The following is a 17,502-nucleotide window of genomic DNA, read 5'->3' as shown; positions in this document are numbered from 1 at the left end:
AAATGTGAGATCACTTGGTGTTATAATTACATGTCTGGTAGCGATAGCGAGAAGGTCACACCTGTTCCCATACCGAACACAGAAGTTAAGCTTCTCAGCGCCGATGGTAGTTGGGGCTTTGCCCCTGCGAGAGTAGGACGTCGCCAGGCATAATATTTTATTTATATGCGCTCCACAATACTTCGATGGTTGAGTAACTTGTTGTTAGTTGATCGAAAGTTGAATCGAAGATTATTTGTGAGGCTATTTATTTGTGGAAATTTAACTGGCCCGTTGGTCAAGCGGTTAAGACACCGCCCTTTCACGGCGGTAACACGGGTTCGAATCCCGTACGGGTCACCAACATGGAGGATTAGCTCAGCTGGGAGAGCACCTGCCTTACAAGCAGGGGGTCGCAGGTTCGAGCCCTGCATCCTCCACCATATTTTGCCGGCCTAGCTCAACTGGTAGAGCAACTGACTTGTAATCAGTAGGTTGGGGGTTCAAGTCCTCTGGCCGGCACCATTTTATTAATTTTTATAAAATGTTAGGTAAGAAACATTAGGAGCCATTAGCTCAGTTGGTAGAGCATCTGACTTTTAATCAGAGGGTCGAAGGTTCGAATCCTTCATGGCTCACCATTTATTGCGGGTGTGGCGGAATTGGCAGACGCGCTAGACTTAGGATCTAGTATCTTCGGATGTGGGGGTTCGACTCCCTTCACCCGCACCATTTTCATTTAAATNTACCGGTTCGATTCCGGTCCTCGGCACCATATGCGCCCGTAGCTCAATTGGATAGAGCGTTTGACTACGGATCAAGAGGTTAGGGGTTCGACTCCTCTCGGGCGCGCCATTTTACGGGAAGTAGCTCAGCTTGGTAGAGCACATGGTTTGGGACCATGGGGTCGCAGGTTCGAATCCTGTCTTCCCGACCATTTAAACATTATTACGGGGCCTTAGCTCAGCTGGGAGAGCGCCTGCCTTGCACGCAGGAGGTCAGCGGTTCGATCCCGCTAGGCTCCATTTCATTTTTATACTGGCGGTGTAGCTCAGCTGGCGAGAGCGTACGGTTCATACCCGTGAGGTCGTGGGTTCGATCCCCTCCGCCGCTACCAAACTTTAACTTTTAATTACAACTATGGCGGTCGTGGCGAAGTGGTTAACGCACCGGATTGTGGCTCCGGCATTCGTGGGTTCGATCCCCACTGGTCGCCCCATTAATTAATGACGGACCCTTAGCTCAGTTGGTTAGAGCTATCGGCTCATAACCGATCGGTCGCAGGTTCGAGTCCTGCAGGGTCCATCTGTAGAATAATTCATAATAATTTGGAGGTATACCCAAGTCTGGCTGAAGGGATCGGTCTTGAAAACCGACAGGCGGGTCAAACCGCGCGGGGGTTCGAATCCCTCTACCTCCTCCATTTACTAATTTTATTCCTAGTTTAGTGAAGTTACATGTCCTAAATTAGAATCACTACCTTTAATATAATTTATACTATGGCTCGGTAGCTGCCCGCTAACATCAACGAAACACACCTATGTGCAGGTCTGTCCCGAAGCACCAAGCATCTCAGAATAAGCTTTTAAATGTAGGGACACAGTGAGTAAGATAAGCTTAGAATTACTTCCTATAATATTAAATTAAACTATGGCTCGGTAGCTCAGTCGGTAGAGCAAAGGACTGAAAATCCTTGTGTCGGCGGTTCGATTCCGTCCCGAGCCACCACTTCTAAAATAATAGTGGAGGGATAGCGAAGTTGGCCAAACGCGGCGGACTGTAAATCCGCTCCCATCGGGTTCGTAGGTTCGAGTCCTACTCCCTCCACCATTTTATATAAAATTATAATTTATACCAATGTGCGGGTGTAGTTTAGTGGTAAAACCTCAGCCTTCCAAGCTGATGTCGAGGGTTCAATTCCCTTCACCCGCTCCATTTACAACATGGGCCTGTAGCTCAGCTGGTTAGAGCGCACGCCTGATAAGCGTGAGGTCGGTGGTTCGAGTCCACTCAGGCCCATTATAACAACTTGATACTTTTGTAGTTCAAATTCCATACATTAGTATGTTGATATATTATTTTTTCATTGCGCCCTTAGCTCAGCAGGATAGAGCAACAGCCTTCTAAGCTGTGGGTCAGAGGTTCGAATCCTCTAGGGCGCGTAAATTTCATTATTTTACTCAGTGGTAGAGAAGAGCAAACATCCACTGAGTTTTTTTATGTAAAAATTACACTTCCGTAATTCATATATTACTCTTGCAAGCGGTTGTTAATAGTGTTTCAAATTACTATTTCTATCAATGGTTTCATTGAATTTTGCTTTCAAATTTATTGGAAATGAAGTGCAAAATAAAAGTGCAGAGTTATGAAAACAACAAATACATAACCTTGCACATCAAATTATAAAATAGTTTCTTCAGATATTTATGGTGGAGTTTAAAAAGCACCACTATACATTAAGAATTTCATTGTTTCAGTAATCTTAATAATTACCACAACTATAAAACACATTACAGCATACTTATGATCATTAGTTTTAATGTAATATATGCCCTTTACTAAGAAGAAAAGGAATGCTATAAAAAAGATTATCTCACCGTAAATGAAATAGTTTTGACGATCCAGGAACATAAGAATCATACTAATGATACCTATGGTGATTAGACTAATGCTAAATAAAAATAAGGGTCTACCAAGTTTAACAGATTTAATTTAATTCACCTCCCATCCTTCAAAGTTAGGGTCGCTTTACATATTTTCGGTAAAAGTTCCGAACAACAAAGAACAAAAATATAACTAATAGTAAAGCAACTATTACTCTATTTACTGAATTTGGTTCTCCGAGTACAAAAGTTAAATACATAAGCAAACGAAAATGGAATTCCAAACCAATCTAACAAATAGGGAAATTGTAATAATCCATACTAATGTAATTTCCCATCTTTATTCAAATAAAGCCCTCATTACGTGAATAACTTATTTAATAACATTCGTATACCATTTTTAGAAATTCATATGTGCTGCCATTAGTAGCTTGTATAAAAGTATGCATATCTTTAAACCCAATCTTTCTATATAACTTTATCGCTCTTTTGTTAAATGTTGCCACTGATAATGTTATTTTTTCAGGTTCATATGTTGATATAACAAAGTCCATAGCGGTCTTTAGAAATTCTAAACCCTTACCTCCGCCAGTTAGATTTGGTCTCATACCTAAACCAATATCATAGGTTGTATCAACTACTTCGTTCACACTAAAGAAAGCTACCAATTCTTCATCTTTTGTAACAGCAAACATTGAATTTCCACGTGTCTCTGGGTTTAAAAAATCATCTAAATCTTCCTTATCAGCTTCCATATCATAAAATGAATATTCACCATCATAATGCCAGTGAAATGCGATTTTTTCAGCTTGTTCTTGTGTCATAACTTTAAACTTATAAGTCATAATTAAACCCCTTGTATCTCTTTATTTGCTCCATGTGAAATCATCCGCTAAAGCGATTGCTCTTATATAATAATAGCCTATCATTTTAGAATCCCCTTATACTTTTCGTATCGCTCTTTCTTCAACTGTTCTACGTCATAAGCTCAAGATGAGATGGATTTTTTTCAACTAAAGTCCTTCCTAACTTAATAAGACCAACTGTTTTTTTGTTAGAGAAAATCATTCCTCATAAGCTTTATACCAATGATATGGTTGTATTTCCTCTAGTGTTTTAAAATCAAGTTCACCTTTGGGAGCAGTAATAGCCGCTTTAACATCAGGCCCCCAGAAGAATAGTCTTTCTTGACATACCCCACAAGGAGTTAAGATTGTATACGCTGCATTTTCATCCTCTCTTACAACGCAAATTGTGTGGGTAACCTTTGTTTGAAGTTTATGTGCTTCAAGAATGGCACCAGTTTCAATGCATAATTCGGTTGAAGCGTTGATCACATCTGGAGAAACGCTAGTAAGAATTTGTCTGTCTTCAGTGTACATTGCCGCTGCACCACCCCAACCAGTTGGGTACCTTTTTTCAATCAAATCTACTGCAGATGCATAAAGTATTTGTTCAATATTCATTCTTTTAATCTCTCCTAACTTTTAAGTTCTACTATTACTCTACCAGAAAAAAGCTTAATGTGGGACGGAGGGTCTGACCCTCCGTCCCACTGAGTTAATGAATTGCTAGTGGGACGAGGGGTCAGACCCCATTGCTAGAAAATGAGACGATGGACCTGTCCCCTTAATTTTTGTAATAACAGTTGCCATGTATGTATATGTATAGGTAGACAAGCAACACCTTTGCAGAGTGTGTCTACAATTACTAAAAAGGGGAAAGTTAAATTGACTATTGGTCTTATAGTTATTTTGATACTCGTTTTGTGTTTACCTTTTTTCGTAAAGCCTATTGAACGAAATTTAGAGTTTTTTTTATTTGTGATGGGATTTATAGCTGCAATGATTAGTGGTGTATTGGATCAAGGGTTATGGATTCGAGCATTGAAAAATCCAATATATATTACGTTAGTTGTGATGGTCGCAAGCTTGTTCTTTAAATGGCTGAGGCAACCGATCCAGAGAATAATAAGAAAAGTAACGCAAACTCTTGAGATTAACGTATTTCTAACAATGATGATTGTCTTATTGGGACTTTTATCGAGTGTGATCACAGCAATTGTTGCTGCGATTGTGTTGGTTTTTATTATAAGTATGTTGCGTATTGATCGAGAAACAGAAATTCGTGCGGTCATCTTGTCCTGTTTTTCCATTGGCTTTGGCTCGGTTCTAACGCCTGTTGGTGAACCTTTAGCAACGATTACAACTAGTAAGCTGGATCAGAGCTTTTCCTTTCTCTTTCATCTAATAGGAATGGAAGTAATTCTTGGTGTACTTGCTATTGGGATCTTTGCCTTATTCTTTCTAAAACCAAAGAGAATAGTGAGAGAGGAGGGAGGTGACAATTCCGAAAGCTATGTAACTATTTTTTCTCGTTCCTTGAAGATCTATTTATTTGTCATGGGATTAACGTTACTCGGATCCAGTTATGAAACAATTGTAAATCAGTATCTACTTGATCTAAACACGGGTTTCTTGTATTGGATAAATATCGTCTCTGCAGTTTTGGATAATGCAACACTGGCCGCGGCAGAAATTAGCCCAGCGATGCAAGTAGATACCATTCGATTCATCTTACTTAGTTTAATTATTAGTGGAGGAATGCTCATTCCGGGTAATATTCCAAATATAATTGCAGCAAACAAACTAGGCATTACCAGCAAAGAATGGGCCAAATATGGACTTCCCATAGGAATAACCATCATGACAATTCTATTTGCATATCTGACATTTACTAGTTAGGGGTCAGTCCCTCTGTCCCTTTTGGTGGGATGAGGGGTCTGACCCCTTATCCCACTTATCCCTTTTTTAAATGAACTTCTTCATTTGGGAAGTAGGTTAGGATATCTATTAGTTGTTCTGCCATGTAGGTTGGGGTATATTTAAATTCGCTGTTGATCCATTCCATAATTAAGCCAAATAGAGCGTAGGCATAATAGCTAATTATAAATTCAATATCTACTTTGCTTGATGAAGGAAGTAGTTCCAAGTCATCACGGGAAAGTTGTTTGAGTACGTTGCATATTTTATGCTGAATTCCAGGAATGGCGTTTGACGATACGATCGCACTATAAAATTTTGAATGGGAGTAGACATGTTCAAATATTTTTATTTTAGAAGATGTTAGTTCATGGATAAAGATCTTATCTGAATCAAGATAGGGTGCTCGGTACGAATTCATAAGATCAAGCATGACATCATCAATCAGTTCTTCGAGTAAATCTTCCTTAGTATAGTAGTGTTTATAAAAGGTTCCACGATTAAGATCCGCATGCTGAACAATTTCTGTAATGGTTATTTTTTTGAAATCTGATTTTTCCATAAGCGAAAGTAAAGCATCTTTTAATGCATGTTTCGATTTATTAATTCTTCGATCAATCGCCATATACAAACCACCGCCAATTTGTTCGTTTTCTTCTATTTATTGTACAAATCCTAATAAAGGTATCTATTTATCAACAATTCGTAAATCGTTTGTTCATTGCTTGATTTAAGTATAATCGATTAAACTTATAGTGTAAAAGGTAAGCAATGTAACTAACTATTATAGGGGGTTATCTATATGAGATTAGATGGTAAAGTAGCAATTGTTACAGGAGCAGCTTCTGGAATGGGAAAAGCAATCGCTGAACTATATGCAAAAGAAGGAGCGAAGGTAGTTCTAGCAGATTTAAATCTTGAAGGTGTTGAAGTAGTTTCCGAAGAGATTACGAAAAATGGTGGTACAGCTAAGGCAGTAAAAGTAAATGTAGCAGAAATAACAGATGTTGAAAACATGATTAATACAGCAGTAAGTGAGTATGGGACATTAGATATTTTAGTAAATAATGCAGGTATAATGGATGGGTTCGAACCAGTAGGAGATATTGTTGACGAAAGATGGGACCTTATCTTCGACGTGAATACAAAAGGCGTTATGCGCGCAATGCGTAAAGCATTACCGATCTTTCTTGAGAAAGAAAGTGGTGTCATCATAAATACAGCATCTACCGGTGGATTTAGTGGTGCCCATGCCGGAGCAGCGTATGGAGCATCGAAGCATGCAGTTATTGGATTAACCAAAAATACAGGCTATATGTATGCGAAACAAGGTATCCGCTGTAATGCTATTGCACCAGGTGCAGTAGAAACAAATATCGGTTCCAGTATGAAAAATGTAAATGAATTCGGTATGGGACGAGCAGGCTTAGCTCACGCAGTATCACCACGTACTGGTCAACCAGAAGAAATTGCACAAGCAGCATTATTCTTAGCTTCTGATGAGTCAAGTTTTGTAAATGGAACGGTAATTACAGTCGATGGCGGTTGGACCGCAGCATTTTAATTCGCACAAAAAAATCCCCTCAAGGGGATTTTTTTGTGCATAGGGGTCTGACCCTCCGTCCCACTCTATCCCTATTTGTTATCTGCTTCTGGCTGTTTTTCTAGCCATCCGTATTTAACCATGATGTTGTAGCAGATTGCACCAGCCTGCATGGCATGGTTATGTACTGTATAATAGTTTACTACCATATCTGATCTTAAGCTGGAACCTAATGCTGCACCATAATAGGATAGTGCCGAATTTACTAGAAACGCTGCGTGGAACATCATCAACTTGTCCGAAAAAGGACTTATTGTAGAATTAGTAACCTCATTATCCCAATTATCAGGTGTTGGTAAATTTTCTTGTTGTAATATCATATCAAAGCTTTCCGCGTCCTTTCCTGCTAATTTAACGTTTTTTAGCATAAAATTACGTACATCCTCTCTTACTGCCACCTGACTAAAACCTATACTTAACGATCTAATAAATCCAGTTTTCTTTGAATTAAAGAAAAGGTTGCTTAGCTCGGAACTATTGAGTGGCCTTTTTTCTCCAAATAGATTGGAAATTATTCCAGATGATTTTATATATTCCACTTTTTGTGGTGAGGGAATCGGGGGCACTTTAGTAAAAACTCCTTTGCTTTTAGACAAATGAACTATTTTTTGGAACAATTCCTTTGAGGTTATCATACATTCAAAAAAATAGTTTTGGATGTCCTTTCGCTGTGAGTTAGTAAGAGCTAAGCTATATGCAGTTAACCCATGTATCGTCATAATATAGGAGTAAAAAAGTAAAAATTTATCAGAAAATAGTCGCGGAGCATTAAGATTCAGATCATGTTCTGTAAATCCTATTGGAACCTGGAAATTTTCTTCTTTCAAGATCTCAGTAATTTTAATAATATGTTCATCTGCTAGCTGTAAGGAAATTTCTATAATGGATTTTATATCTCTGTCCTCTACAATTTTAAGGAAGTATTTATAAACACATATTGCCATACTATCGCCCATGTACTGAAGCCAAAGTCCGGATACTTCTGCAGCGGTTAATTTATTTTTCTTGTCACCGTGGATATTGGAAAAGAAGGATTTTTTCAAAAGAGATACCTCCAATTTATTGTTACGTATACCAAATTATTTTGCGGAAGATGTGATGAAATATACAGACAACGACTCCTCCAATTTTTTTGATGTCATTCCATAGTCTTTGGTTAGATACAAGGATAATTTTTAAAAAAGTATCGAATTCGTATTTAATATTGGTAATGATTGGAGTATGATGAAATAGAGATAATGTTTCGAATGGTGAGGTGTGAAATTATTCATGGATATGATCCTTAATTACAATTGGGAATTGTTTATCACTGCTGAGATTCTTTCTTTAGTGGCACTGATTTTATTTTGCATATTTCGTTACTTCTTCAATAAACAGCGACTTAGCATTGTGTTTATTTTTCTTTTCCTGTTTCTGTTAGTACTAGAAGCATTACTAGGCTTATACGTATATACACATACAGGAGAGATTTCATCATTTCTAATAATTATTGCCATTTTCATTATCTATGCCTGTACATTTGGTGTGTTCGATTTTATTAGATTGGATCGTTGGATGCGTGGAAAAATTGGAAAGCTACGTGGTGTTGAATTATTGACTCCAAAAGATTATGAGATTATGGAAAGAAATAAGGATCCAAAATATATTGCAAAGAAATATCGCATTTCTTCTTTTATTCATCTAGTGATTTTTGTCATCGGTCAATCGATTTTTTGGATAATAGGAACGGACAGTATTGCCGAAATGAAATCGTATATTACTGATTTTTCATGGCTAGAAAATGGAGTTTCAGAAGGCACACCTTATCCAAACGATACGATTTTTTCAATCGGAGTAATTTGGGGAATTGTATTTATAGTAGATTTTATATATTCCTGGTCATATACACTGTTTCCTAATAAAAAATAGATGATGTTAAATTGGAGGTAATCTATGAGTAATCTTAATTTATTTCGAATTGATGATATGCCATTCCGACTAAAAGAAGAACATGATTTTGAGTGGCTAAGCAACCTTGGTAAGGTGTTTTGTGTTTTTGATGAACAAGATTCTGGAAATATATGTTTTGGTGTTGAGAAAGATGGGATTAAAAAGTTTGTAAAGTATGCAGGAGCTAAAACAATAGCGTTTTCAGGACAGACCGAAGATGCTATAGCGACGTTAAGAAAATCGGTTACGTTATACCAAAACATAAATCATCCACACTTGGTTACATTGTTAGATCATTTTGAGACGGAAAAAGGATACGCATTAGTATTCGAATGGTTTGAGGGGGAATGCCTTCATTCACATTGGGCTTTTCCACCACCACAGAAATACCAACACCCTGATTCACCATATTATCGCTTTAAAAAGTTGCCTCTGGAGTCACGGTTAAAATCATTCGAATGTATATTGGAATTTCATGTACATGTAGAAAAGATGAGTTACGTAGCGGTTGATTTTTACGATGGTAGCATTCTTTATGACTTTAATCGTCATATCACCAAAATTTGTGACATTGATTTATATCAGAAAAAACCATATACAAATACGATGGGAAGACTTTGGGGTTCTTCGAGATTTATGTCGCCAGAGGAATTTGAACTTGGAGCGAGGATAGACTCAAAAACCAATGTCTTTAACATGGGAGCAATTGCATTTAGTTTATTTGGAGGGGAGCTTGATCGATCCTTTTCTAAATGGGATGCGGGTGAAGCGCTCTACAAAGTAGCACAGAAAGCAGTTAAAAAAGATAGAAACCTAAGATACTCCACCGTTGAGGAGCTATACATGGATTGGGTAGGATTAGTGGGATAAGGGGTCAGTGGGATAAGGGGTCTGACCCCTTATCCCACTATCTTATTTCTTGGAGTCTTATGGTTCCGGAATTTGCTTGTAATCGTACTTGGTTGTCCCCGTTACCAATAACGCCAGACAATCCTCGATTAGATTTGTTTTCAAATTGGATGGGTATATTTGTGATAATTTGTCCTGATCGTGTTTGGATATCAAAGACAGTATTTAGATGCTTACTATCGGTATTTACTGTAATATTCCCGCTTTGTGCTTTTAAGTCTATTGAATTTTCATTCGTTAGTTTCGTAAATGTAAGATTTATATTGCCTGAATTGGAGGAGCCTTTTACACTTCCTAAAAAGTCATTAATCTTTAGATTTCCTGATGAAGCATTGGTTTCAAGGCTATTAATCCTACAACGGACTAGTTCCACATTACCGGATGTAGCTCTTGATACGGCATGGTTTACTTGAACATCTTGTAATCGAATTCTCCCTGAAGATGCCTTCACGTCAAGATTCTCTCCATGGATATTTTTTAGCGTAATGGCTCCTGAAGTAGCATTACCACGTACATCGCCATGCAAGGTATCAAGTACTACATGCCCTGACGAAGCGGAAAATGCTAATTGGTCTACCATGAAATTTGTTGCTTTAATTTTTCCTGAAGATACCTTCACATTTACTTTATTTGCTTTAATATCTTTTATTTCGATAGAGCCTGAGGTAGTTCTCGTATGAATTGTATCAGCTAATAAATTGCCAGCAGTTACTTTTGCTGAGTCAGCTGTTATTTGCCAAAGTTTTGCAACGTCACTTGGAACCATTACCTTGAGGTGACAAGTAGGTATCCTCCTAAAAACACTAAAGCTGGATCCACCATCATTTTGCGCTCTGATGTCAACGGAATCACTTTTTTGATTAATAGAAAGAATTGGTCCGTTTTCATAGGTTTCTAGAATTACGTCTATTCTCGGCTCTGTATGAGTAAGAATTTCCACATTGGTGCTAGTCGTTAATACGGTTAACTCTTTTAATGTACGTATATCAAGGGATTTCTGTTGGACAATCTCTTTATAACCAATTGCTTTTCTTGCAGATTCCCATATTCTGTCAATAATTGATCTCTTCTTATTTTTCATCGTCGCATACCCCATTAAATAATTTTTTAGCTTAATTTCATTTTATGGATTCATACTTGTTGATACAACCTACTGTCGAATGAATTTATCTCCATCTAGAGGATGAGGTAAGGGCGGATATCTAAATATATCAGTAAGAAAAAAGGTGAAAAGGATAGATAATGGGGACAGGAGTACAGCACATTAAGCATATCTCCTGTCCCAAAGGTTCCATGGGTAGTGATTAGGGGGTTGAGAATTGATTTTTATTTCTTCATTTTTCGTTGGGTGATCCACGGCAAGTGTTTGTGACCATAGCGCAATTTGCTGTCCAGGTTGATTACACTGCTCTCCGTATTTTTGATCCCCATAAAGTGGCCAATTACGAGCGGATAGCTGGACACGGATTTGGTGCGGTCTGCCAGTATGAAGGTTAATGGATAGTAGACTTAAGCCTTTCTTTTTCCCAATGACTTCATATTCTAGGACTGCTTTTTTTGCCTTCTTCGTATTTGGATGAGCGGTATATACTTTATTATTGCGTTTATCTTTCACCAAGTAATCTTCTAACACATCGTGATTTTTCGAAGGATTTCCCCGTACAACAGCTAAATACTTTTTATCAACTGCTTTTCGTCGGATGGCATCGGATAGGCGGGAAGCTGCTTTCGATGTTTTGGAAAATACCATCACCCCACCGACAGGACGATCCAACCGGTGCACAAGTGCAAGATACGCATCCCCCGGTTTCTGGTAACGGACTTTTAGATCCTCTTTTAGAAAAGATAGTAAATCCTGATCCTTCGAACGATCCTCTTGTACCGGTACATTGACTGGTTTCTCTACAAATAGTAAATGATTATCCTCATATAGAATCGGGACGTTCATCAATGGAAAAACTCCTTTCTTCGATACACTATGAAAATGATAACATAGTAGACCGTGGGGAAATCAAGGGTAGATTTTTATATCATTCACATCAATGAAGATAAAAGTAAAACACATATGTATGAATAACGGTTGTGCTATGAATGATATTCTTTTAAAAACATGACATCTTCATTCGATAGGGGTTGTTTGTTCACTACTAACTGTCTATTTATAATCCCTTCCAGGCTTATTTTTCCGTTTACCAGGTATTCTTCGGTTAAAATACATGGGATTGCGTACTCCACTAGATTTCCTTCCTGATCATAAAACAAATACCCTTCTTTTTCGTCATATATAAAGGAGTTGATTTTCATATTTGGGATAATAAATATCGTTAGCTTTTCATTGTCATTCCACATGATTTTTACCAGGATCTTTTTCTTCATTTTCTTTTCTACCAACACTTTCAAAGCGTTAAGTGAAATGGTCTCTTCCATAGTTTTCCCTCCAGCAAATTACTAGTTGTTATATCTTAATTGTAGTATGTAATTGTTATTGTTAATTTATCATAGGTCGTGTGGAATTGGTATAGAAAAAGAAAAGTATTTTCCAGTAAGAAAAGGCATTAACCTTTGGAAAATTTATGTCTTAACAAAGATTTTAATAAGAGAAAGAATAATATTTTTCGTCAATATTTCACGCAATGTGGATTATAAACGACAATATGTAAGAATTTAAAAGTATACGTGATCAAACGAACTTCTATTATCTTTAATTCTATAATACGGAGTTCTATCCAATTTTACTGGAAACTATATCTCTTGTATTATGTTACTTGCGCTTTCAAAAAGTTATCCATACATGAGTAATGTTTGGAAACATTTAGGACATACCAACGTGTAGAGTCCTTTTTATGTTAGAAGGAGGAAGAAAATTTGATGAAATTAAATAAGTTAATTGGTATAACTCTTGTCTTATCTTTTTCATTACTGTTAACTGGCTGTGGTAATGAAGAACAGGATAATGGTAACGCAGGAGACGAAGTTACTAACATAGGTGAAGAGGTAGATTATACGATTATAGGTATTGAACCTGGAGCAGGAACAATGGATCTTGCGAATAACACTTTAGAGGAATATGAAAACTTAGCAGGCTGGGAACTTTTAGAAGGTTCAACTTCAGGTATGTTAACAGAGCTAGGTGACGCAATTAATAACGAAGAACCAATTATTGTGACAGGGTGGAATCCGCACTGGATGTTTGCTTCTTATGATTTAAAATATTTAGAGGATCCAAAAGGTACATTTGGTGCAGTTGAGAACATAAATACTATAGCCAGAAAAGGTATAGAAGAAGACATGCCTAATGCTTATAAAATTCTTGATCGATTCTACTGGGAACCGGAAGATATGGAAGCAGTAATGCTTGAAGCACAGGATGTTCCATTTGAAGAAGCTGCAACCAATTGGATAGAAGAGAATCAGGATAAAGTAAATGATTGGACAGAAGGCGTTGAAAAGGTAGATGGAAAAGCAATTGAAATAGTATCAACCCCATGGGATTCAGAACGTGCTTCTGGTCAAGTAATGAAACTAGTATTAGAACAACAAGGGTATGAGGTAACAATAACACCTGTTGACCCAGCAATAATGTTCGAGGCAATAGCTAATGGTGAAGGTGATGTATCGTTTGCTCCATGGTTACCTGTAACACACGGTGCTTTCTATGAGGAACATAAAGATAACATGGTTGATTTAGGTGAAAACTTAACAGGGGCAAAAATTGGTATGGTTGTTCCTGAATATATGGACATTGAATCCATTGAGGATTTACAACCAAAAGAATAACCATGTTTTAGAGGCGGATATCGGATTAGTGTGAGGTGTCACAACAAAATCACACTGCAATTATAATATATTCACAGAAAAGAGCTTGGATTTTTTTCCTAGCTCTTTTTTGTGTGAATATATTTTCTAATCAGTTCCTCCGACATAATCCTTAAACATAATCATATTCACTTACTTGACCAAACCCGTACGTTACATAAACAAAAGGAATTCCAGCATATTTGAAGCAAATAATGCCACCCGTTTGTTAAATAAGCAGAGTTTAAATTATAGTTAAGTCTTTAATATAACCCGTTACATTTCCTAAACAACAACGACCTTGTGGGTTGTTTACCTCACATCCACAACGGTCTTCTTTTATATTTTCTCGAATATGGTCAACTGGATAAGGTGATAGTTCCTTTTCAATATATTGTTCTATTTTTTCTTTAGTCCAACCAAAACAATAACAAATGGGAACATTAGAAGAATTATCTTTTTGATGTACAGAAACTTTTACTTCTGATAATAAATACATTTTTTTACACGTATCATAGTAAACAACATTACAGTTATGTGTAGGACAAAAATAATGAGTTAAACTTGCATTTAACTTATTTAAAACGATTGGTTTCAGCATTGATTTTAATGTAATTATTTTTACTTTCTTTCCTTTCAAATTACAAGATGGACACAATTCAGAAGCATTATTTGTTTCATTTTTAGAACAACAATCAGACATTTACTGCACTCTCCTTATTATTTACGTGGTGCAAAAAGGATAACCAAAACATATACCAGCGCCTTAAAGTAAAAACGTTATTTCACACGTTATTTATTCTACCTAAGATTCTGACTTATCTAATGAGTTGTTAAGATACATCAATTAAATCGTACCATTTTCGCACTACAAATAAAATACGCAAGTTCTTACATAATTTTTTCACCTCTGAGAATGAAGGTATGATTTTTTCGATAAGAACATAAAACTTGTAAAATAATAAACTCGCATTGTGAATTCATAAGTTTTTAAACGTTTACATTTCAATTTCAAGTACTCTCTATTACTTTAACTAAAAATTTAACAAAAATTACGTTTCACTCATTGAAGATAAACTTTATATTGCATTAATAGATTTTATATTATAATTTAATTGCAAGCTATTTGAAATTTCTTTCACATTTAGGGGTGTTTATTGTCATGATTGAATGGTGGAGTGAGGATGCTAATTTTATTACGCCTTTTGATTTACATCATTTCGTTTACATATTCGTAGTGAGCGTTGCGTTAGTTCTACTCATAGGAAAACGAGAGAAGGTTAAAGAAAATCGAAATACAATAGCAATGGTTATATTAATTATTTCTATCCTTCAACAGATAATGCTGTATTCATGGTATGTATTTGAAACTGGTTTTGATCTTTCTGAATCACTACCACTACATATTTCAAGGATTAATACACTGCTAGTAATTTACTTTCTCATTACAAAAAATAGCAAAGTGCTAGATGTCTTATTTTACTTTAGTCTTTTTGCGTATGCTTCTTTCCTTTATCCGCAAAGAGTTTATGCGATCTACCATATAATTGGGATTTCATTTCTGGTGAATCATGTGATTACACTTCTCTTACCATATTTTGCTTACATAGCCTATAGATGGAGGCCGAATTTTATAGGTTTATTAAAAGCTTATGGGTTCTTTTTAATTTATCTCATGTCCGTATACTTTTTTAATCCCCTCGTTGATGGAAACTATTTCTACTTGAAATATCGGCCATTCTTTAGAGGATGGCCAGATTATCTATATATCCCAAGTATAGCAATTGTAACCTTCCTAGGCTTTGCCATAGCATACTTCATTATAAGAACCATAATCAGAAGGGGACTGACGACAAAAATCGACAGGTGACAGGCACCTGTAAAAAAATAGAAACTGTACTTCAAACAATTTAGGTAGCTAACTTATTTAAGTTAATTATATTGATCTTAAAGACTTGTGGTGGTAGTATAGTAAGGTGTTTTTAGTTAGGGAGGTAAGTTTTTTTGGAAAGAGATATCGAAGAAAAGGTTGGGTATCAAATCGGAGTTGTTGCCCATCTATTTCATAATCAATACAATGAGCAGTTAGCTAAATACGATGTGACTGTTGCTCAAGCAAGAGTATTATACTTATTAGTCGAGCAAGGGCCACAATCGCAAGGAGAGTTACAGCAGCAATTATATATAAAAGGATCGACAATGAATGGAATCATAGAATCCCTTTTAAATAAACAGTTGATTGAAAAAAGCGAGAGTGTCCATGATAAGCGATCCAAGATGATTAGCTTAACTGAAAAAGGTAGATCCATAGATCAACGATTATGGAATGACATGGCTGGTACAGAAGACTGTGTACTAGATGGATTTTCCCCAGAGGAAATCGCTTTGATGAGACATTGGCTAAAAAAAATAAAGACAAATATAGTTGAAATGAAAGAAGGAAAATAAATGGAAGCAAAAAAACAGACAGAATTACTTGGTACACAGAAGATTTCAACCCTGCTTCGTAATTTGTCCATTCCGGCTATGATCGGAATGTTTGTGATGACGTTATATAATGTAGTAGATACCATCTTTATTTCATATGGTGTTGGAATTGATGCTGTTGCTGGTACGACGATCGCATTCCCACTAATGATGATCGTGATGGCTGTCTCTGCTGCACTAGGCATGGGGGGAGCTTCTGTTATCTCACGTCGTTTAGGTGAGCAAAGAGGGGATGAAGCAAATCAGGTATTTGGAAACATCATCACGATGATCATCATTGTGAGTGTAGGAGGTCTTATCATTGCCTTCTTTGCACTAGAGCCGTTACTACTTCTATTTGGTGCAACACCAACTACATTAGGTTATGCGATGGACTATATGTTCCCAATTATGTTTGGTACATTTTTCTTCTCGTTTGGCTTTGCAACGAATAATATCGTACGTTCCGAGGGGAATGCCAGATTTGCCATGATGACCATGGTTGTGCCTGCCGTTATTAATATTGTATTGGACCCTATTTTTATATTTGGATTAAACATGGGGGTACAAGGGGCGGCAATAGCTACGGTTATTTCGCAAGCAAGTGTAACGCTGATGATTTTTCAATATTTTCTAAGTGGAAAAAGCTCGTTAAGTTTAGCGATACAACATTTAACTATCAAATGGAACATTGTGAAAGAAGTATTGGCAATTGGAATGCCAGCGTTTGTACAACAAGCTGCAGGAAGTCTAATGATGATTGCCATCAATAATATGCTCATTCAGTTTGGTAGTGATTTTTATGTAGGAATTTATGGTCTCATTCAACGCATTTTAATGTTTACGATCATACCGATTATCGGGATCATGCAAGGGATGATGCCTATCGTTGGATATAACTACGGTGCGAAGAATTTTGAGCGAATGAGAGAAACGATATGGCTAACATTAAAAATCGTAACCGTATGTGCCATTGCTATTACGTTGTTACTAGTGTTTATTCCATCTCCGTTTTTACGCATTTTCACATCAGATCCAGAAGTAATCAAAGAAGGATCTACAGCGATGAGAGTGTTATTCTTAACGTTTTTTGTTGTCGGTGTGCAAGTAGTTGCAGGTGGATTATATCAAGCTTTAGGAAAACCAAAACAAGCATTAATTTTATCCCTATCAAGACAGATTTTAATTCTAATTCCGTTAGTGTTAATTCTACCTCACTTTTTTGGCGTAATCGGGGTGTGGATGGCGTTCCCAATTTCTGACGTATTATCTTTTGGCTTGGCTTCGGTTCTTTTATATCGAGATCGAGATACCATTTTGGTTAAAGGGAAAGATGAAGATAAGGATGATGAAACGGATTCTCCGGATGTTGCTGCTCCGGTGTAATGGGTACCAATTGACAGTATAAAACGATTGACCAAAAAAGTTAGTCCAAAAAGAAGTAACCACTACCTAG

General features: G+C 36.7%; 16 protein-coding genes, 17 tRNA genes and 1 rRNA gene. 26 read left to right on the top strand and 8 right to left on the bottom strand.

Translation table 11 applies throughout. The features are described 5' to 3' along the window. Nucleotides 1-33: 33 nt before the first annotated feature. From rrf to ACFSTA_RS02280, 18 genes are all read left to right on the top strand, one after another. A 5S ribosomal RNA gene (rrf, locus tag ACFSTA_RS02365) occupies nucleotides 34-149 on the top strand. A gap of 118 nt (nucleotides 150-267) precedes the next feature. After that, a tRNA-Glu gene (locus ACFSTA_RS02360) sits at nucleotides 268-342 on the top strand. 4 nt (nucleotides 343-346) lie between these two features. Then, nucleotides 347-422 (top strand) — tRNA-Val (locus ACFSTA_RS02355). Between the two features lie 6 nt (nucleotides 423-428). Further along, nucleotides 429-504 (top strand) — tRNA-Thr (locus tag ACFSTA_RS02350). A 40-nt stretch (nucleotides 505-544) separates the two neighbouring features. Continuing rightward, nucleotides 545-620: transfer RNA gene (locus ACFSTA_RS02345), tRNA-Lys, on the top strand. A 6-nt stretch (nucleotides 621-626) separates the two neighbouring features. Then, a tRNA-Leu gene (locus ACFSTA_RS02340) sits at nucleotides 627-711 on the top strand. A 46-nt stretch (nucleotides 712-757) separates the two neighbouring features. Continuing rightward, nucleotides 758-834 (top strand) — tRNA-Arg (locus ACFSTA_RS02335). 5 nt (nucleotides 835-839) lie between these two features. Next, a tRNA-Pro gene (locus ACFSTA_RS02330) sits at nucleotides 840-916 on the top strand. Between the two features lie 15 nt (nucleotides 917-931). Further along, nucleotides 932-1,004: transfer RNA gene (locus ACFSTA_RS02325), tRNA-Ala, on the top strand. Nucleotides 1,005-1,019: 15 nt separating this feature from the next. Then, nucleotides 1,020-1,096: transfer RNA gene (locus tag ACFSTA_RS02320), tRNA-Met, on the top strand. A 26-nt stretch (nucleotides 1,097-1,122) separates the two neighbouring features. Further along, nucleotides 1,123-1,198 (top strand) — tRNA-His (locus tag ACFSTA_RS02315). 12 nt (nucleotides 1,199-1,210) lie between these two features. Next, nucleotides 1,211-1,284: transfer RNA gene (locus ACFSTA_RS02310), tRNA-Ile, on the top strand. 25 nt (nucleotides 1,285-1,309) lie between these two features. Further along, nucleotides 1,310-1,402 (top strand) — tRNA-Ser (locus tag ACFSTA_RS02305). A gap of 229 nt (nucleotides 1,403-1,631) precedes the next feature. Continuing rightward, nucleotides 1,632-1,707 (top strand) — tRNA-Phe (locus ACFSTA_RS02300). A gap of 16 nt (nucleotides 1,708-1,723) precedes the next feature. Further along, nucleotides 1,724-1,809: transfer RNA gene (locus tag ACFSTA_RS02295), tRNA-Tyr, on the top strand. A gap of 31 nt (nucleotides 1,810-1,840) precedes the next feature. After that, nucleotides 1,841-1,914, top strand: a tRNA-Gly gene (locus ACFSTA_RS02290). A gap of 10 nt (nucleotides 1,915-1,924) precedes the next feature. Continuing rightward, nucleotides 1,925-1,998, top strand: a tRNA-Ile gene (locus tag ACFSTA_RS02285). A gap of 69 nt (nucleotides 1,999-2,067) precedes the next feature. Next, nucleotides 2,068-2,141: transfer RNA gene (locus tag ACFSTA_RS02280), tRNA-Arg, on the top strand. Nucleotides 2,142-2,959: 818 nt separating this feature from the next. Here ACFSTA_RS02280 and ACFSTA_RS02275 read toward each other — a convergent pair. Together ACFSTA_RS02275 and ACFSTA_RS02270 are read right to left on the bottom strand one after the other, a co-directional pair. Further along, nucleotides 2,960-3,427, bottom strand: a complete 468-nt coding sequence (locus ACFSTA_RS02275; protein ID WP_377554938.1) for a GNAT family N-acetyltransferase — start codon at nucleotides 3,425-3,427, stop codon at nucleotides 2,960-2,962. 219 nt (nucleotides 3,428-3,646) lie between these two features. Next, a complete protein-coding gene (locus tag ACFSTA_RS02270) occupies nucleotides 3,647-4,048 on the bottom strand; it encodes a cytidine deaminase (RefSeq protein ID WP_377554937.1) in 402 nt (133 codons plus the stop codon). A 264-nt stretch (nucleotides 4,049-4,312) separates the two neighbouring features. Between ACFSTA_RS02270 and ACFSTA_RS02265 the strand changes: the two genes are divergently transcribed. Then, the gene (locus tag ACFSTA_RS02265; protein WP_377554936.1) at nucleotides 4,313-5,326 is read left to right on the top strand and encodes a DUF1646 family protein; all 1,014 of its coding nucleotides are present in this window, start codon (nucleotides 4,313-4,315) and stop codon (nucleotides 5,324-5,326) included. A 55-nt stretch (nucleotides 5,327-5,381) separates the two neighbouring features. On the opposite strand, the gene ACFSTA_RS02260 is transcribed toward ACFSTA_RS02265, so the two are convergent. After that, complete coding sequence (locus ACFSTA_RS02260; protein WP_377554935.1) at nucleotides 5,382-5,969, bottom strand: TetR/AcrR family transcriptional regulator; 588 nt, start codon at nucleotides 5,967-5,969, stop codon at nucleotides 5,382-5,384. A gap of 177 nt (nucleotides 5,970-6,146) precedes the next feature. Here ACFSTA_RS02260 and ACFSTA_RS02255 point away from each other — a divergent pair, with 177 nt between their 5' ends. Next, the gene (locus ACFSTA_RS02255; RefSeq protein ID WP_377554934.1) at nucleotides 6,147-6,908 is read left to right on the top strand and encodes an SDR family oxidoreductase; all 762 of its coding nucleotides are present in this window, start codon (nucleotides 6,147-6,149) and stop codon (nucleotides 6,906-6,908) included. A 71-nt stretch (nucleotides 6,909-6,979) separates the two neighbouring features. Here the strand turns inward: ACFSTA_RS02255 and ACFSTA_RS02250 are convergent, their stop codons facing one another. Next, nucleotides 6,980-7,990, bottom strand: coding sequence for a DUF3231 family protein (locus tag ACFSTA_RS02250; protein ID WP_377554933.1), 1,011 nt, complete (start codon nucleotides 7,988-7,990; stop codon nucleotides 6,980-6,982). Nucleotides 7,991-8,216: 226 nt separating this feature from the next. Between ACFSTA_RS02250 and ACFSTA_RS02245 the strand changes: the two genes are divergently transcribed. After that, complete coding sequence (locus ACFSTA_RS02245) at nucleotides 8,217-8,855, top strand: hypothetical protein (protein ID WP_377554932.1); 639 nt, start codon at nucleotides 8,217-8,219, stop codon at nucleotides 8,853-8,855. Between the two features lie 24 nt (nucleotides 8,856-8,879). After that, nucleotides 8,880-9,746: a protein kinase domain-containing protein gene (locus ACFSTA_RS02240; protein ID WP_377554931.1), complete on the top strand. Its 867-nt coding sequence runs from the start codon at nucleotides 8,880-8,882 to the stop codon at nucleotides 9,744-9,746. Between the two features lie 37 nt (nucleotides 9,747-9,783). Here ACFSTA_RS02240 and ACFSTA_RS02235 read toward each other — a convergent pair whose 3' ends face one another. The 3 genes from ACFSTA_RS02235 to ACFSTA_RS02225 form a co-directional block, all read right to left on the bottom strand. Then, on the bottom strand, nucleotides 9,784-10,866 hold the full coding sequence (locus ACFSTA_RS02235; protein ID WP_377554930.1) for a DUF4097 family beta strand repeat-containing protein: 1,083 nt from the start codon (nucleotides 10,864-10,866) through the stop codon (nucleotides 9,784-9,786). A gap of 183 nt (nucleotides 10,867-11,049) precedes the next feature. Then, nucleotides 11,050-11,733, bottom strand: coding sequence for an RluA family pseudouridine synthase (locus tag ACFSTA_RS02230; protein WP_377554953.1), 684 nt, complete (start codon nucleotides 11,731-11,733; stop codon nucleotides 11,050-11,052). Nucleotides 11,734-11,870: 137 nt separating this feature from the next. Continuing rightward, entirely contained in the window at nucleotides 11,871-12,212 is a 342-nt protein-coding gene (locus ACFSTA_RS02225) for a hypothetical protein (RefSeq protein WP_377554929.1), read from the bottom strand. 441 nt (nucleotides 12,213-12,653) lie between these two features. Between ACFSTA_RS02225 and ACFSTA_RS02220 the strand changes: the two genes are divergently transcribed. Beyond that, the gene (locus ACFSTA_RS02220; RefSeq protein ID WP_377554952.1) at nucleotides 12,654-13,562 is read left to right on the top strand and encodes a glycine betaine ABC transporter substrate-binding protein; all 909 of its coding nucleotides are present in this window, start codon (nucleotides 12,654-12,656) and stop codon (nucleotides 13,560-13,562) included. Nucleotides 13,563-13,824: 262 nt separating this feature from the next. Here the strand turns inward: ACFSTA_RS02220 and ACFSTA_RS02215 are convergent, their stop codons facing one another. Next, nucleotides 13,825-14,283, bottom strand: a complete 459-nt coding sequence (locus ACFSTA_RS02215; protein ID WP_377554928.1) for a putative iron-sulfur cluster-binding metallochaperone — start codon at nucleotides 14,281-14,283, stop codon at nucleotides 13,825-13,827. Nucleotides 14,284-14,742: 459 nt separating this feature from the next. Between ACFSTA_RS02215 and ACFSTA_RS02210 the strand changes: the two genes are divergently transcribed. The 3 genes from ACFSTA_RS02210 to ACFSTA_RS02200 all read left to right on the top strand — a co-directional run bounded on the left by ACFSTA_RS02210 (nucleotide 14,743) and on the right by ACFSTA_RS02200 (nucleotide 17,432). Beyond that, nucleotides 14,743-15,450, top strand: coding sequence for a TMEM164-related integral membrane acyltransferase (locus ACFSTA_RS02210; protein WP_377554927.1), 708 nt, complete (start codon nucleotides 14,743-14,745; stop codon nucleotides 15,448-15,450). A 134-nt stretch (nucleotides 15,451-15,584) separates the two neighbouring features. After that, nucleotides 15,585-16,028, top strand: a complete 444-nt coding sequence (locus ACFSTA_RS02205) for a MarR family winged helix-turn-helix transcriptional regulator (RefSeq protein ID WP_377554926.1) — start codon at nucleotides 15,585-15,587, stop codon at nucleotides 16,026-16,028. Then, the gene (locus tag ACFSTA_RS02200) at nucleotides 16,029-17,432 is read left to right on the top strand and encodes an MATE family efflux transporter (RefSeq protein ID WP_377554925.1); all 1,404 of its coding nucleotides are present in this window, start codon (nucleotides 16,029-16,031) and stop codon (nucleotides 17,430-17,432) included. Nucleotides 17,433-17,502 lie beyond the last annotated feature (70 nt).

The organism is Ornithinibacillus salinisoli (assembly GCF_042684965.1).
Taxonomy (GTDB): Bacteria; Bacillota; Bacilli; order Bacillales; family Amphibacillaceae; genus Ornithinibacillus; species Ornithinibacillus salinisoli.
This window is presented reverse-complemented; position numbering and strand designations above follow the sequence as displayed.